The organism is Ralstonia pickettii (assembly GCF_016466415.2).
Classification (GTDB): Bacteria; Pseudomonadota; Gammaproteobacteria; order Burkholderiales; family Burkholderiaceae; genus Ralstonia; species Ralstonia pickettii.
In genome coordinates this window covers 1,744,216-1,757,970 of the sequence record NZ_CP066771.1, presented here as the reverse complement: position 1 = coordinate 1,757,970, position 13,755 = coordinate 1,744,216, and the positions used below count along the sequence as shown (strand labels likewise).

General features: G+C 63.2%; 14 protein-coding genes and 1 tRNA gene. 7 read left to right on the top strand and 8 right to left on the bottom strand.

Features of this window, described 5'->3' with window-relative positions; genetic code table 11:
• The first annotated feature begins 12 nt into the window (after positions 1–12).
• Positions 13–1,887 carry a type VI secretion system membrane subunit TssM gene (gene tssM / locus RP6297_RS08260; protein ID WP_009240863.1) on the top strand — a complete coding sequence of 625 codons (1,875 nt, stop codon included), beginning with the start codon at positions 13–15 and terminating at the stop codon, positions 1,885–1,887.
• A gap of 194 nt (positions 1,888–2,081) precedes the next feature.
• Here the strand turns inward: tssM and RP6297_RS08255 are convergent.
• A tRNA-Arg gene (locus RP6297_RS08255) sits at positions 2,082–2,158 on the bottom strand.
• 96 nt (positions 2,159–2,254) lie between these two features.
• Entirely contained in the window at positions 2,255–2,452 is a 198-nt protein-coding gene (locus RP6297_RS08250; RefSeq protein WP_009240862.1) for a hypothetical protein, read from the bottom strand.
• 369 nt (positions 2,453–2,821) lie between these two features.
• Here RP6297_RS08250 and RP6297_RS08245 point away from each other — a divergent pair, with 369 nt between their 5' ends.
• Positions 2,822–3,025 (top strand): hypothetical protein, encoded by a 204-nt coding sequence (locus tag RP6297_RS08245; protein WP_009240861.1) that lies wholly within the window; start codon positions 2,822–2,824, stop codon positions 3,023–3,025.
• A 17-nt stretch (positions 3,026–3,042) separates the two neighbouring features.
• Here RP6297_RS08245 and RP6297_RS08240 read toward each other — a convergent pair whose 3' ends face one another.
• The 3 genes from RP6297_RS08240 to wrbA are packed head-to-tail and all read right to left on the bottom strand — an operon-like array spanning position 3,043 to position 5,444.
• A complete protein-coding gene (locus RP6297_RS08240; RefSeq protein WP_009240860.1) occupies positions 3,043–4,455 on the bottom strand; it encodes an FAD-binding oxidoreductase in 1,413 nt (470 codons plus the stop codon).
• Between the two features lie 6 nt (positions 4,456–4,461).
• Entirely contained in the window at positions 4,462–4,854 is a 393-nt protein-coding gene (locus RP6297_RS08235; RefSeq protein ID WP_009240859.1) for a DUF2069 domain-containing protein, read from the bottom strand.
• Positions 4,851–5,444: an NAD(P)H:quinone oxidoreductase gene (gene wrbA / locus RP6297_RS08230; protein ID WP_009240858.1), complete on the bottom strand. Its 594-nt coding sequence runs from the start codon at positions 5,442–5,444 to the stop codon at positions 4,851–4,853. The genes RP6297_RS08235 and wrbA overlap by 4 nt, the downstream gene beginning before the upstream one ends.
• A gap of 68 nt (positions 5,445–5,512) precedes the next feature.
• Here wrbA and RP6297_RS08225 point away from each other — a divergent pair, with 68 nt between their 5' ends.
• Positions 5,513–6,844 carry a YihY family inner membrane protein gene (locus tag RP6297_RS08225; RefSeq protein ID WP_009240857.1) on the top strand — a complete coding sequence of 444 codons (1,332 nt, stop codon included), beginning with the start codon at positions 5,513–5,515 and terminating at the stop codon, positions 6,842–6,844.
• 4 nt (positions 6,845–6,848) lie between these two features.
• Here the strand turns inward: RP6297_RS08225 and RP6297_RS08220 are convergent, their stop codons facing one another.
• The 3 genes from RP6297_RS08220 to RP6297_RS08210 are packed head-to-tail and all read right to left on the bottom strand — an operon-like array spanning position 6,849 to position 9,346.
• On the bottom strand, positions 6,849–7,166 hold the full coding sequence (locus RP6297_RS08220) for an Mpo1-like protein (RefSeq protein WP_009240856.1): 318 nt from the start codon (positions 7,164–7,166) through the stop codon (positions 6,849–6,851).
• A gap of 21 nt (positions 7,167–7,187) precedes the next feature.
• The gene (locus RP6297_RS08215) at positions 7,188–8,012 is read right to left on the bottom strand and encodes an alpha/beta fold hydrolase (protein WP_009240855.1); all 825 of its coding nucleotides are present in this window, start codon (positions 8,010–8,012) and stop codon (positions 7,188–7,190) included.
• Complete coding sequence (locus tag RP6297_RS08210) at positions 8,012–9,346, bottom strand: O-acetylhomoserine aminocarboxypropyltransferase (protein WP_009277585.1); 1,335 nt, start codon at positions 9,344–9,346, stop codon at positions 8,012–8,014. The genes RP6297_RS08215 and RP6297_RS08210 overlap by 1 nt, the downstream gene beginning before the upstream one ends.
• Before the next feature lie 239 nt (positions 9,347–9,585).
• Between RP6297_RS08210 and RP6297_RS08205 the strand changes: the two genes are divergently transcribed.
• The 4 genes from RP6297_RS08205 to aroC all read left to right on the top strand — a co-directional run bounded on the left by RP6297_RS08205 (position 9,586) and on the right by aroC (position 13,726).
• Complete coding sequence (locus RP6297_RS08205) at positions 9,586–10,041, top strand: CBS domain-containing protein (RefSeq protein ID WP_009240853.1); 456 nt, start codon at positions 9,586–9,588, stop codon at positions 10,039–10,041.
• 82 nt (positions 10,042–10,123) lie between these two features.
• On the top strand, positions 10,124–12,031 hold the full coding sequence (locus RP6297_RS08200) for an MFS transporter (RefSeq protein WP_009240852.1): 1,908 nt from the start codon (positions 10,124–10,126) through the stop codon (positions 12,029–12,031).
• Between the two features lie 95 nt (positions 12,032–12,126).
• On the top strand, positions 12,127–12,540 hold the full coding sequence (locus RP6297_RS08195; protein WP_009240851.1) for an FKBP-type peptidyl-prolyl cis-trans isomerase: 414 nt from the start codon (positions 12,127–12,129) through the stop codon (positions 12,538–12,540).
• A gap of 85 nt (positions 12,541–12,625) precedes the next feature.
• The gene (gene aroC / locus RP6297_RS08190) at positions 12,626–13,726 is read left to right on the top strand and encodes a chorismate synthase (protein WP_009240850.1); all 1,101 of its coding nucleotides are present in this window, start codon (positions 12,626–12,628) and stop codon (positions 13,724–13,726) included.
• Positions 13,727–13,755 lie beyond the last annotated feature (29 nt).

Here is a 13,755-nt window from a genome sequence, read left to right as displayed (position 1 = left end):
TTGGATCTAGGTATGGAATTCTTGAAACGACTGCGCAACGCGCTCTTTAGCTGGCAGATGCTGCTCCTGCTGGCGATCCTGCTGGTCGCGGCGGCCGTCTGGTGGATTGGCCCGCTGCTGAGCTTTGATGGCATCGTGCCCCTGGCGGGTGTCGGCGTACGCGTGGCGGTGATTGCCTTGCTGCTGGCGCTCTATGTCTTTGTGGTCTGCGGGTGGCCCGTGTTCTTTCTGGCAGCGACGGCCCTGTGCCTGCTGATCTGGCACGCTGGCCCGTTGCTGGCCTTGAACGCACACCGTCCGCTGCAAGATACAACACCCCGTCTCCTGCTCATTGCCGTCATCGTTCTCGTGTCGGTTGTCTACCTGTTTGCGTTGCTCTGGCGCAGTATTCGTTCAGGTGGCGTGGTCCGGAAATGGCTGGATGCCAAGACCGACGACGAAGAAGAGGTGGCCCCCGAGTCTGATGTCAAAGCCGTCACCAGTAGCGTGGATGCCGCCATTCGCCAGTTGAAGGCACTGCGCACCCGCAGCGGCCTGGGTCGGCTGTTCGAGGGGCGACGCTATCTGTACGAACTGCCGTGGTTCCTGACCCTGGGTATTGCCGGCACCGGCAAGACCAGCGTACTGAGCAATGCCGGCCTGCGCTTCCCGCTGGCAAGCGGCGCCGGTTCGCCCGGTCGCGCGGAGGAAGACCGCAAGGCACCCGTCTGGCGTTTCAGCAATGAAGCCGTGCTGATCGACCCAGTCGGCAACTACACCAGCCAAGACCGCAAGCCCGCGGCTGTCAAAGCCGAGTGGGGCCGCTTCCTCGATCTGCTGCGCAAGTATCGAGGCCGCGCGCCCATCAACGGCGCGGTGGTCACCGTCAGCGTGGCGGATCTGGTCCGCCAGACCGCACAGGAACGTGCCGACGAAGCGCTCAAGATCCGCCACCGTCTGATCGAGTTGCGCCAAGAGCTGGGCATCCAGTTCCCGATCTATGTCGTGGTAACCAAGCTCGACCTGTTGCCTGGCTTTGCCCAGTACTTCCAATACCTGGGAAGCGAGGGGCGGGCGCAGTCGTGGGGCTTTGGCCTACCGGCGGCGCATCGCCCCAAGCGTGGCGAGACCGCCCACGCCATCGGCGCACTATGCCGCACCGAGATGGCCGCGTTGGAAGCACGTCTCATCGCCGGCGAGACCGATCGCTTCAACGAAGAGTTCGACGCTGGCCGCAAGAAAGCACTGCTGGGCCTGGCCGAAGAGTTCGATGCCCTGACCAACCCGCTGGCCGATCTGGTTGACCAGATCTTTGAAAACTCCCGCTACGACAACACGCAACACAACGCGATGCTGCGAGGCGTGCATTTCACCAGTGCGGCGCAGACCGGTGCATCGGTCAATGCCGCCGACGACACAGTGACGTTGCAGGTGCTGGACGCCAAGGCGCTCGACGAGGAACAAGATGCCAACGCCACGGCAACCTCCGACAGCTACTTCTTGCAGGACCTCTTCAAGCGAGGCGTCTTCCCCGAGGCACACCTGGTGCGCCCGAACCTGCGTTGGGAGTTCCGCTTTCGCCTGCTGCGTCTGCTGGCCCACGCGCTGGTGTTGATGATCTTCTTGTGGCTGGTGGCTGGTTTCTATCTGAGCTTTGGGCACAACACCCACTACCTCGACGTCGTGAAGGAGAAAACGCACGCACTGGCTGCCCGGGTCACCGCCTTCTACAAAAAGCCCGAGCCTGAAGGTACGTGCGACGCGTCGTCGGCCTCATGCAGCATTACGTCGCGGGCCTTGAGCATGAGGCTTTACTTGTCTGAGTCTTTCATGTCCCGAGAAGTGCACGAGGACCGGGCTTTGGATACGAGCTCCAATCTGAGGGAGGGGAAACGGCCTCGGTCGTGAATGGGTGTCTTCCTCGTGTTCTCAGGTGCGTCGTTTAATGTCACGGCGCCGGGGGGGCAACGAGGTTTGGTATGTCTGCGCACAGATGGATAGGCATGGCATTGTATCCATGCAAAATGCCTACAAGATGCCTACACGCATGGCCTACGCGAAAAAGGGTTGCTGGAAAAATGTTCGCAACCCTTTGTTTTTGCTGGCCTGCCCAGAGGGATTCGAACCCCCGACCGTCGGCTTAGAAGGCCGATGCTCTATCCAACTGAGCTATGGGCAGAAATGCAGAGGTGCAGGCTGCCCAGGCATACCAAAAACGCGCGGCCTCCGGTTGCCTGGGAGGCCGCGATTCTAACAGATGGGATGTTGCGCCGCGCTAATGCTGGGGCGGGATTTCCGGCGGTAGCTCGCCGGGGGGCAGTTCGATTGGGGACGTTTGGGGTTCGGGGTCGTGCACTGGGTCATGCGCCGGTTCGTCGGGGGGCGGCATTTCCGGCGGCGGGTGCGGTGGCTGTTCGGCCGGTTGCGGCGGCGTGATGTGGGCGCGCTTGGTCAGATCAGGCGAAGCTGGCATGGGCTGCCTCCGTATGTGAGTCGAATTCCGGGTTTGCCCTGACCTGTTCCGCAAGCGTCGTTCCTGCGCATCATCCGAAAGGACACATACCCAAAATGCGTACCCCCCAATTGGGGGGATTTTTGATACATTTCGTGGCGTCGGGTAGTGCCACACAACAATAGCGTTCCATTCGAAATTCTGCGCAATGACGCGGAACATCGTGCCTACGCACGCCAAACGGGCGTGACGAAGCCTTTTCGGTTCCGACCAGACGGGAAATCAGGGAGTCTTGTTTGGGCAGCCATGGAGCGATCCATGAGGCTGCTGTGTTTCGCCATGGCTGCAGGGGGCCGGGCGAGGCGCTAGCCATGGGGCAGGGAGGAAACAATGAGCACGCGTCATGCACGACGCCCGGCAGGGTCGTCACGCACCACTTACATCCGTAGCGCCCAGAGCGGGCGTATCGGCGATCGTTCCAACGCCAACGAGCATCGTCTGCCGCCCAGCGGCGTACCGCGCATGCTGCTGTGGCTGCTGGCCGCCACGGTCCTCTTCGCGGTGGCGAACTACACGTTCAAGCTATTCGGCTGAAGCAAGGCCGGATCGCCCTACAACACCTTCCCCGGATTCATCAGGCCGCGCGGGTCCAGCGCCTGCTTGATCGCGCGCATGGCCGCCATTTCAACGGGGCTCTTGTAGCGCGCGTTGTCGTCGCGCTTGAGCTGGCCGATGCCGTGTTCGGCTGAGATGGAGCCGCCGTGCGCATGCACGCTGTCGTGCACGATGCGGTTGATGCCGTCCTGGTTGGCCAGGAAAGCATCGTGCGCATGGCCTTCCGGCGGCGACACGTTGTAGTGCAGGTTGCCATCGCCAAGATGGCCGAACGTCACCATGCGGATGTCGGGGTAGGCCGCGGCCAGGGCGCGGTCGGTCACGTCAATGAAGTCGGCAATGCGCGAAATGGGCACGCCAATATCGTGCTTGATGTTCTTGCCTTCATCGGCCTGCGCCAGCGGAATGTGCTCGCGCAGGTTCCAGAAGTCGCGCGACTGGGCCACTGATTCCGCCACCGCCGCATTGTCGATCACGCCGCGAGCGAGCGCGTCTTCCATCAGCGATTCGAACAGCGTGCGCGCGTGCTCTTCGCTCTCCAGGTCGGACAATTCCAACAGCACGAATTGCGGATACGCCTGCGTGAACGGCACGCGCAACTGCGGGTAATGCTTGCGCACCAGTTCCAGGCAAAACGCCGACATCAGCTCGAAGCCCGTCAGCAACGTGCCTGCGTGGCCCTGCGCCAGCGATAGAAATACCAACGCCTGCCGCGGCGATTGCAGCGCCGCCAGTGCCGTCACCTTGGCGCGAGGCGGCGGAAACAGTTTCAGCATCGCCCCGGTGATGATGCCGAGCGTGCCTTCCGCGCCGATCAGCAGGTCACGCAGGTCGTAGCCGGTGTTGTCCTTGCGAAGGCCGCGCAGGCCGTTCCACAGTTCGCCGTTGGGCAGCACCGCTTCGATGCCGAGGCACAATTCGCGTGCGTTGCCGTAGCGAAGGACCGCGGTGCCGCCAGCATTGGTCGCAAGATTGCCGCCGATTGTGCAACTGCCTTCTGCAGCCAGACTCAGCGGGAAGAGGCGGTCGGCATCCGCGGCGGCCTGCTGCACGTTGGCCAGGATGCAGCCGGCATCCACGGTGATGGTGTTGTTGATCGGGTCGACGGCGCGCACGCGCTGCATGCGCTGCAACGAGATCACCACCGCGTCGCCTTTCATGTCGGGCGTGGCGCCGCCGCACAGGCCGGTGTTGCCGCCTTGCGGGACGATGGGCACGCCGTGTTCGCCGCATAGGCGCACGAGCGCCGCCACCTCGTCTGCGCTCCCCGGGCGCAACACTGCGCGTGCGCGGCCCGAAAAGCGCTTGCGCCAGTCCGTAAGATAAGGCGTCTGGTCTTCAGGTGCAGTGAGGACATGCCTGGCACCGATCGCATCAACGCAGGCTTGCAGGAAGGCATCGTGAGTCATGGCGGGTCAGGTGCTTTGGCTGGGGCGGGCTTTGGCTGCACGCTTGAACGGGCGCAGATAGAAGATGGTTGCCGTGAAGAACACCACGCTGAGGGCTACCTCGCCCCAGGCCAGCGAGCGCGAAAGCCCAACGTCCGATGTTGCCCGCACGATGCCTTCGGTAAAGAACAGCAGGATGAACATCGACGCCCATTGCATCGTGTAGCGGTTCTTGCGCAGCACGCCAGGTAGCGGCCATGCCAGCAGCAGCGCCTTGAGCGCCAGCCACGAGCCGCCCGGGCGCACGGGCGCGAGCCACAGCTCCCACGCGGCACACAGGACGATCAATGCGATGAGGCTGCCTGCACTCAGCAGAGCCAGTGTTCGGGATTCGGTGACGGCGTTGTCGGTGGGGTTCATGCGGCGAGCTTCAGCGCAGTCTGTGCCAGCCGCCGGCCCATGGCGGTGGCGAGCGTGCGTTCGTGGGCGGTCAGCGGTGCGGTATCGCCGCGGTGCGCCACGTGCGACGGCCCGTATGGCGTGCCACCCGCCTCGGTGGAGAGCAGTTCGCTGTGCTGATACGGCAGGCCCAGGACGACCATGCCGTGGTGCAGCAGCGGCAGCATCATCGAAAGCAGGGTCGTTTCCTGCCCGCCATGCATGCTGCCCGTGGAGGTGAACACGCAGGCCGGCTTGCCGGCAAGGGCGCCCGCCAGCCATTGCGGCGTGGTGCCATCCAGGAAGTACTTGAGTGGCGCAGCCATGTTGCCAAAGCGCGTGGGGGAGCCCAAAGCCAGGCCCACGCATTCCTCCAGGTCGCTGATTTCCACATACGGTGGGCCGCTGTCGGGCACGTCGGGCTGCGTAGCTTCGCACACGGTGGAGACGGCAGGCACCGTGCGCACACGCGCCTGAGCGCCGTCGATGCTTTCAATGCCTTGCGCGATGGCTTCGGCCAATGCGCGCGTGCTGCCGTGACGGCTGTAGTACAGGACCAGGATATCTTTCATAACAAAGCGTTGAGAGCGTCGCGGTATTATAGTTGCGCCCCCCAACCCCGCCTCCCGCCTCATTTTTCATGCTTTTTCACACCCGTGCGCTTCGCAAATGGAATGCCGCCAAGCTGCGTGCGCTGGCGCGTTATGCCTTGCGCCGCGCTGGTGAAGACCACCTGCCGCAAGTGGCTGGTAGTCTGACCTTCACGACGGTGCTGTCGCTGGTTCCGATTCTGACGGTGGCGTTTGCGCTGTTCACGGCCTTCCCGATGTTCAAGAGCTTCCGGGCGGACATCGAAGGCTACATGTTCAGCAACCTCGTGCCCGGCAGCATCAGTCGGCCGATCCTGACGTATCTCAACCAGTTTTCCAGCAACGCCAAGGGGCTTACGGCAGCGGGCCTGATCGGCCTGGTCGTGACGTCGGTAATGACATTGCTCACCGTCGAGAACGCATTGAACGCCATCTGGCGCGTGCGTCATCGTCGGCCGCTGGCGCAGCGCGTTCTGGTGTTCTGGGCACTGATGACATTCGCGCCCGTGCTGATTGGCGCAAGCCTGTCGGTCAGTTCGTATCTCGTGTCGATTTCGGCGGGCTATGTGCACAAGCTGCCGTTTGGTCTGGGCGTGATCGTCAGCCTAGTCCCGATCCTGCTGTCGGCGATTGCATTTGCGATGCTCTACGTATTCGTGCCGAATACCAACGTGCAACGGCGCGATGCGTTCATTGCCGGCCTGATTGCCGCCGGGGCATTTGAAATCGCCAAACGCGTCTTTGGCGCTTACGTCGCGCATATCCCCACCTACACGGCCGTCTACGGCGCGTTTGCCACGCTGCCGATCTTCCTGACGTGGATCTATGTGAGCTGGCTGGTGACGCTGCTCGGTGCGACCATCGCCTCGACGCTGCCGATCATCCGGCAGGGCTACTGGCAGCGGCGCACATTTCCGGGCAGCGAGTTCTTTGATGCGCTGGGTGTTCTGTTGCTGCTGTATCGCGCGCGAGAACAGGCGCCGCGTACGGTTGCCGAGCGCGATATTGGCCGGCGTCTGCAGTTGGAAGCCGATTACCTGGTCGACCTGCTGACGAAGCTTAAAGCGCTGCACCTCATCGGCAAACTGCAGCAGGATCGCGGGGAGGCCCACTGGGCGCTGCTATGCGATGCGCACACGACCACCTTGCGTCCGCTCTATGAAAAGCTCGTGCTGAATCTGCCACGTTTGCCGCGCACCGCGCTGGCTCGCCATTTGGGAGACACGCACGCGCTGGTCAGCCAATTGCAGAATCCGGCGCTCGACGCCACGTTGGAGAGCATTTTCGCGACGGGTGAACGCGGCGTGGTGGCGGCCACGCAGGCCGCTGCGGCACCGGCACCGGCTTCTGCGATGCCCGCAGCTGCCAACGCCAGCGTCTGACGTCTCAGAACGGGATCTTGCCCGTCCAGATGTCGCGGTACATCACCCAGTCACCCATCAGGCTATAGAACGGATGCCGAAACGTAGCGGGCCGGTTCTTCTCGAACCCGAAGTGTCCGACCCACGCGAACGCGTAACCGCTCACGGCCGCCCCCAGCAGCCACCACAGGTTGCCAGTCAAAACCAGCAGGATCAGGCATACCAGCGCCACCGTCGAGCCGGCAAAGTGAAGGCGCCGGCAGGTGCGGTCCTGGTGCTCGCTCAGGTAGTACGGATAGAACTCGGCGAAGCTGCCGAAGCTATGGCTGTCGGTGGTGGCCATGATGCGTCTCCAGGAGGCGTCCTATGCGGCGACTGCGTCTCGTTCACGCGCAAAGGCGATCAGCGCGTCGAGTGTGCCGTCGGGGCATTCTCCCATGATCGCGTGCCCGCCCGGCAGCCCCACGACACGGCTGCCGGCCAATCCGGCTGCCACGTGACGTCCAGCTTTCGCTGGCGTCATCTGGTCTTTTTCGCCCACGATCACGAGTGATGGGCACTTCACGGACGCCATCGCTTCGGCGCCGCGCGCATAGGCGTTGCAGGCCGCGAAATCTGTGTGAAACACGGGCGCCTCGGTACCGCGCGCCACCCGTTCCATCAGCCGCTGACTGCCGCCATGCATCCAGAAGCCCGGCCCGGGCGACGAGGGCTTGTTGGCGAGGCTCGAATGCGACCACGTATTCACCATTTCAATGGCACTCGCCGTGTTGTTGAGCGCGGCATCCAGCAACGCATCCGACACCTTCATCGGCCAAGCCGTTGCCACCAGTGCGATGCGGCGTACACGATCTGCGTACCGTGACGCACACTCGAGCGCGATCAGCGAACCCATGCTGTGGCCGACCACGATCACCGGCTGCGTGACGCCGGCCGCGTGCACCAGCGCCATCACCCAGTCAGCCATGGCTTCCACGGTCTCAAGCGGTGCGCCGCCGCTGCGGCCGTGCCCCGGCAGGTCCACCGCCAGAACACTGAAACCGTGGTGCGCAAACCAGCGCGTCTGCAGGCCCCAGACGGAATGATCGTTCTGCGCGCCATGCATAAATACGACGCACGGCAGTTCTGCGTTGAACGGCTTGCCGCCGGTGTAGGCGTAGGCGCGCTCGCCCTGTACGGTCCATTCCATCAGCGGGCTCCCGTTGCGTTGGCGTCCGCTTTGCCGGGCGCGGCGGACATCGCGCGCTCTGCGGCTTTCAGGCCGCGCTTGAGATCGTCGATCAGGTCGTCTGCGTCTTCCAGCCCGATGGACAGGCGGATCGTGCCTTCGCTGATGCCGGCCGCGGCCAGCGCGTCGGCGTCCATACGGAAGTGCGTCGTCGATGCGGGGTGGATGACCAGCGAGCGCGCATCGCCCACGTTGGCAAGGTGCGAGAACAGGCCGAGCGATTCGATGAACTGCTGGCCGGCACGCCGGTCGCCGCGCAGATCAAAACTGAACACTGCACCGCAGCCCCGCGGCAGCAGGCGCTTGGCTAGCGCGTGATCGGGGTGCGATTCAAGCTCCGGGTAGGCGACCGATGCCACCATCGGATGACTTGCCAGGAAGGCGACGATGCGGCGGGCGTTGTCCACATGTCGGGCCATGCGTAGCGGCAGGGTCTCGATGCCTTGCAGCAGTTGCCACGCGGCCATCGGGTTCATGCACGCACCGAAGTCGCGCAGGCCTTCGCGGCGCGCGCGCAGCAGGAACGGTGCGACGGTGCTTTCCTCTGCAAACACCATGTCGTGGAAGCCAGCGTACGGCTCGGTCAGTTCGGGGTGCTTACCGGCGGCGACGTAGTCGAATGTGCCCCCGTCGACAAGCACGCCGCCGATGGTCGTGCCATGCCCGCCCAGGAACTTGGTGGCCGAGTGATAGACGAGATCTGCGCCATGCGCGAACGGCTGCAGCAGCCAAGGCGTGGTGAAGGTCGAGTCGACCAGCAGGGGCACGCCCGCATCATGCGCAATCGATGCAATGGTCGGGATGTCGAGCACATCCAGCCCGGGGTTACCGAGCGTCTCGCCAAACAGCAGCCGGGTGTTCGGGCGGATGGCAGAGCACCAGCCGTCGATGTCGCCGGGCTTGACGAAGGTTGTCTCGATACCGAAGCGGCGCAGCGTGTAGTGCAGCAAGTTGTGCGAGCCGCCATACAGCGCCGAAGACGCGACGATATGCGAGCCGGCGCCCATCAGCGTGACGATGGCCAGATGCAGCGCCGCCTGGCCCGAAGCCGTGGCGATGGCGCCTACGCCGTTTTCCAGCGCGGCCATGCGCTCCTCGAATACGGCGACGGTAGGGTTGGAGATGCGCGAATACACGTGGCCCGCGCGTTCCATATTGAACAATGACGCCGCATGTTCGCTGTCGCGGAACACAAAGGACGTGCTCAGGTGAATCGGCGTGGCGCGCGCGCCGGTAGCCGGGTCGGGCGCGGCGCCGGCATGCAGGGCCAGCGTGTCGAAGCGGGCTTTGGACATGGATTCAAGCACCCGGAGAGGGCGCGGGAACAGGTTTGGACGGGGCATGCTAGCACTGCTCCCTGTTGCAGCGCATTCCGGGCAAACGCCGAGCGGGCGTCGTTTTTGACAGGTTTTTTCTGCGCTGCATGCTTGTCGAAGCGATCGGGTTTGGGCTAGGATCGAAACATAAACATAACCACAACCCGCGCGCGGTCGCTCCCCGGCAGACCGGCACCCCGAACTCTGGGAGACGCAATATGAAAGTCAGCGATATCCTCCACGTGAAGGGCAACACGCTCTACACCGTGGCACCTGAAACCAAGCTCCAGGTGGCCGTGCAGACGATGGCGGAAAAAGACATCGGCTCGCTCGTGGTCATGGAGTACGGCGAACTGGTCGGCATGCTGACCTTCCGGGAAATCATCAAGGTGGTCGCCAAAAACCACGGTTCCGTGGGCGACGGCACCACCATCCGTAAGGTGATGGACGATCATCCTGTCACGTGCACGCCTGAAACCGAAGTCAACGAAGTACGCCGTATCATGCTGGAGCACCATGTGCGCTACCTGCCGGTGCTCGACAGCCGCACGTTGATGGGCGTGATCTCGTTCTACGACGTCGCCAAAGCGGTGCTCGAAGACCAAAGTTTCGAAAACAAGATGCTCAAGGCGTACATTCGTGACTGGCCGGAAGAAAAGGCCAACGAAGACTGATCTACGCGATCTCTTCACCGCATTCCTGAAACCCGCCCGCCGTTGCGAGCGGGTTTTTTGTTGAACCAATAGCCTCCTGCCGATGAGCCAATCGAGCCAGTTTTCCCTGCTGAAGCAGCGTCGTTTTGCACCGTTCTTCTGGACCCAGTTCCTGGGCGCAATGAACGACAACGTTTTCAAGGTGGCGTTTTCCTCGTTGGTCACGTACCACGCTGCGCTGTTCGGCAATGCGGACCCGGCGTCCGCAGCGTTCCTGATTTCAGCGATCTTCATCGCGCCGTTTGTGCTGCTGTCTGCCACCAGCGGGCAGATTGCCGACCGCATGGACAAGGCGCGCCTGATCCGTCTGGTGAAGACATTGGAAATCGCCATCATGGTGATCGGCTGTGCAGGTTTCGCGCTGCGCCACGTTGAACTGCTGTACCTCTGCACGTTCTTGATGGGCGTGCACTCGACGCTGTTTGGGCCCGTGAAGTACGCATATCTGCCCCAGCATCTGCAATCAGCTGAATTGGTGGGCGGCAACGGGCTGGTGGAAATGGGCACCTTTGTCGCCATCCTGATCGGCACCATTGGCGGCGGCGAACTGGCCAATTACACCCGCAACGGCGAGCTGATCGGCCCGCTTTTTACTGGTATTGCGTGCATTGTCATTGCCGTGGCCGGGTGGCTGACCGCGCGCGGTGTGCCCGTCTCGCCGGCGTCGCAGCCGGACCTGCGCATCAATTGGAACCCGATCTCCGAGACCTGGCGCAACCTGAAGCTGGCGAGCAACCAGCGCGCGGTGTTTCTCAGCCTGCTGGGTATCTCGTGGCTCTGGTTCGTGGGCGCGACGTTCCTGACGTCGTTTTTTGCCTTCGCGCGCAACGTGCTCGGCGGCGACCAGAATGTCGTGACGCTGCTGCTGGCCGTGTTTTCGGTCGGCATCGGCTTGGGCTCGGTGCTGTGCGAAAAGCTCTCGGGCCGCACGGTGGAGATCGGCCTGGTGCCGTTTGGCTCGATCGGCATGACGGTCTTCGCGGTGGACCTGTACTTTGCTTCGCATGCCGAGGCATTGGTCGCGCACGACGTGCTGACGGGCATTTCCGGGTTCCTGCAGAACCATCGCCATTGGCGCGTGCTGGCCGATCTGTTCCTGCTGGCGATGTTCGGCGGCTTCTACAGCGTGCCCTTGTACGCGCTGATCCAGAGCCGCTGCGAACCGACGCATCGTGCGCGCATCATTGCCGCCAACAACATCCTCAACGCGCTGTTCATGATCGCTTCTGCCGTGCTGGCGATGGTGCTCATGCGTGCCGGGTTCACGATCCCGCAGTTATTTCTGGTTACCGGCATCCTCAACGCCGTGGTGGCGATCTACATCTACACGCTGGTGCCGGAATTCCTGATCCGGTTCGTGATGTGGCTGCTGATCCATACCGTTTACCGCGTGAAGGTGGAGGGCTCGGAGCAGATTCCCGATGAAGGTCCATGCCTGCTGGTCTGCAACCACGTAAGCTTCGTCGATGCCGTGGTGGTGGGCGCGTTCGTGCGCCGCCACGTGCGTTTTGTGATGGATCACCGCATCTTCAAGGTGCCGGTGCTGTCGTGGTTCTTCCGCACGGTCAAGGCGATTCCGATTGCGCCGATGCACGAAGACCCGGAGATGCTCAGCCGCGCCTACGACACCATTGCCGCCGCGCTGGCGGAAGGCGAGGTGGTTTGCATCTTCCCCGAAGGCAAGATCACCGCCACGGGCGAGATGAACCCGTTCAAAGACGGCATGCGGCGCATCATCGAACGCACGCCCGTACCGGTGGTGCCGATGGCGCTGCGCGGCCTTTGGGGCAGCTTTTTCTCGCGCAAGGGCGGGGCGGCGATGTCGCGCCCGTTCCGTCGCGGTTTTCTCAACAAGCTTGAGTTGTGCATCGGCACGCCTGTGCCGGCACATGCCGTGTCGCCGGAAGCGATGCAGGCCGCCGTGCTGGCGTTGCGCGGCGAGCGGCTCTAGCGCGTGGCGGGCCTACGGACTTCGATACACTGCCGGGCGGCCTGCAATCGGCCTTCATGTATTTTTTCTGACCTCCAACTCTCCCGTTACCAGCCATGAACCACGTTTCCCCGCTGCTGTTTGCTTCATTGCTTGCCCTGGCTGCCGTTAGCACGCAAGCCGCATCGCCCGCATCCGAGACGCTGCCTTCCGGTGTGATCGTCCAGACGCTGACCAAAGGCACCGGCCCGTCGCCCAAGGCCAGCGACACGGTCAAGGTGCACTACCGCGGCACACTCACCAACGGTACCAAATTCGACAGCTCCTACAAGCGCGGCCAGCCGATCTCGTTCCCGCTGAATCGCGTGATTCCCTGCTGGACCGAAGGCGTGCAGAAAATGCAGGTGGGCGGTAAGGCGAAGCTGACGTGCCCGGCGGCCAGCGCTTACGGCGAGCGCGGCGTTCCCGGCACCATTCCGCCCAATTCGACGCTGAACTTCGAGGTCGAACTGCTCGGTATCGGCGGCTGACCAAAGGGCCGATAGATCGGCCTTACAATAGCGTTTTCCTGATGTTTCGCGCCGCGGCAGTCGCGGCGCTTTCCTGAGCACGATCATGTCTGGCAATACCCTGGGCCTGCTGTTTTCCGTCACCACCTTCGGCGAGTCGCATGGCCCGGCCATCGGCGCTGTCATCGACGGCTGCCCGCCCGGCATGACGCTGTCTGCAGAAGACATCCAGCCCGATCTGGATCGGCGCAAGCCCGGCACCTCGCGCCACGTGACGCAGCGCAAGGAGGAGGACCTCGTCGAGATCCTCTCAGGCGTGTACGAAGGCAAGACCACTGGCACCCCGATCTGCCTGCTGATCCGCAATACCGACCAGCGCAGCAAGGATTACAGCAACATCGCCGAGACATTCCGTCCCGGTCATGCCGATTACACGTACTGGCACAAATATGGCATCCGCGACCCGCGTGGCGGCGGCCGTTCTTCCGCACGCCTGACTGCGCCGACGGTGGCCGCAGGTGCAGTCGCCAAGAAATGGCTGCGCGAGAAGTTCGGCATCGAAATCCACGGCTTCATGTCGCAACTGGGCGATATCCAGATCCCGTTCATGGACTGGAATGAGGTGCCGAACAACCCGTTCTTCGCGCCAAACGCTGAGGTCGTTCCCGAACTGGAAACCTACATGGATGCACTGCGCAAAGACGGCGATTCCGTCGGCGCGCGCATTGAGGTGGTTGCCACGGGCGTGCCCGTCGGCTGGGGCGAGCCGCTGTTCGATCGCCTGGATGCCGATATCGCACACGCGATGATGGGGCTGAACGCGGTGAAGGGCGTTGAAATCGGCGCGGGCTTCCACGCGGTCAGCCAGCGCGGTTCCGAGCATGGCGATGAGTTGACGCCGGAAGGCTTCGTCGGCAACAACGCCGGTGGCATCCTGGGTGGGATATCGACGGGGCAGGATATTTCCGTGTCGCTGGCAATCAAGCCGACGTCGAGCATTCGCACGCCGCGCCGTTCGATCGACAAGGCGGGTGATCCGGCTGTGGTCGAGACGTTCGGCCGTCATGACCCGTGCGTTGGCATCCGTGCCACGCCGATCGCCGAGGCGCTGCTGGCAATCGTGCTGATTGACCACGCGCTGCGCCATCGTGCGCAATGCGGCGACGTGTCGGTCGAGACGCCGGCCATCGCGGCAAAAGCGTCCTGAATTGATTCGCGCAGGCAACAAAAAAGACG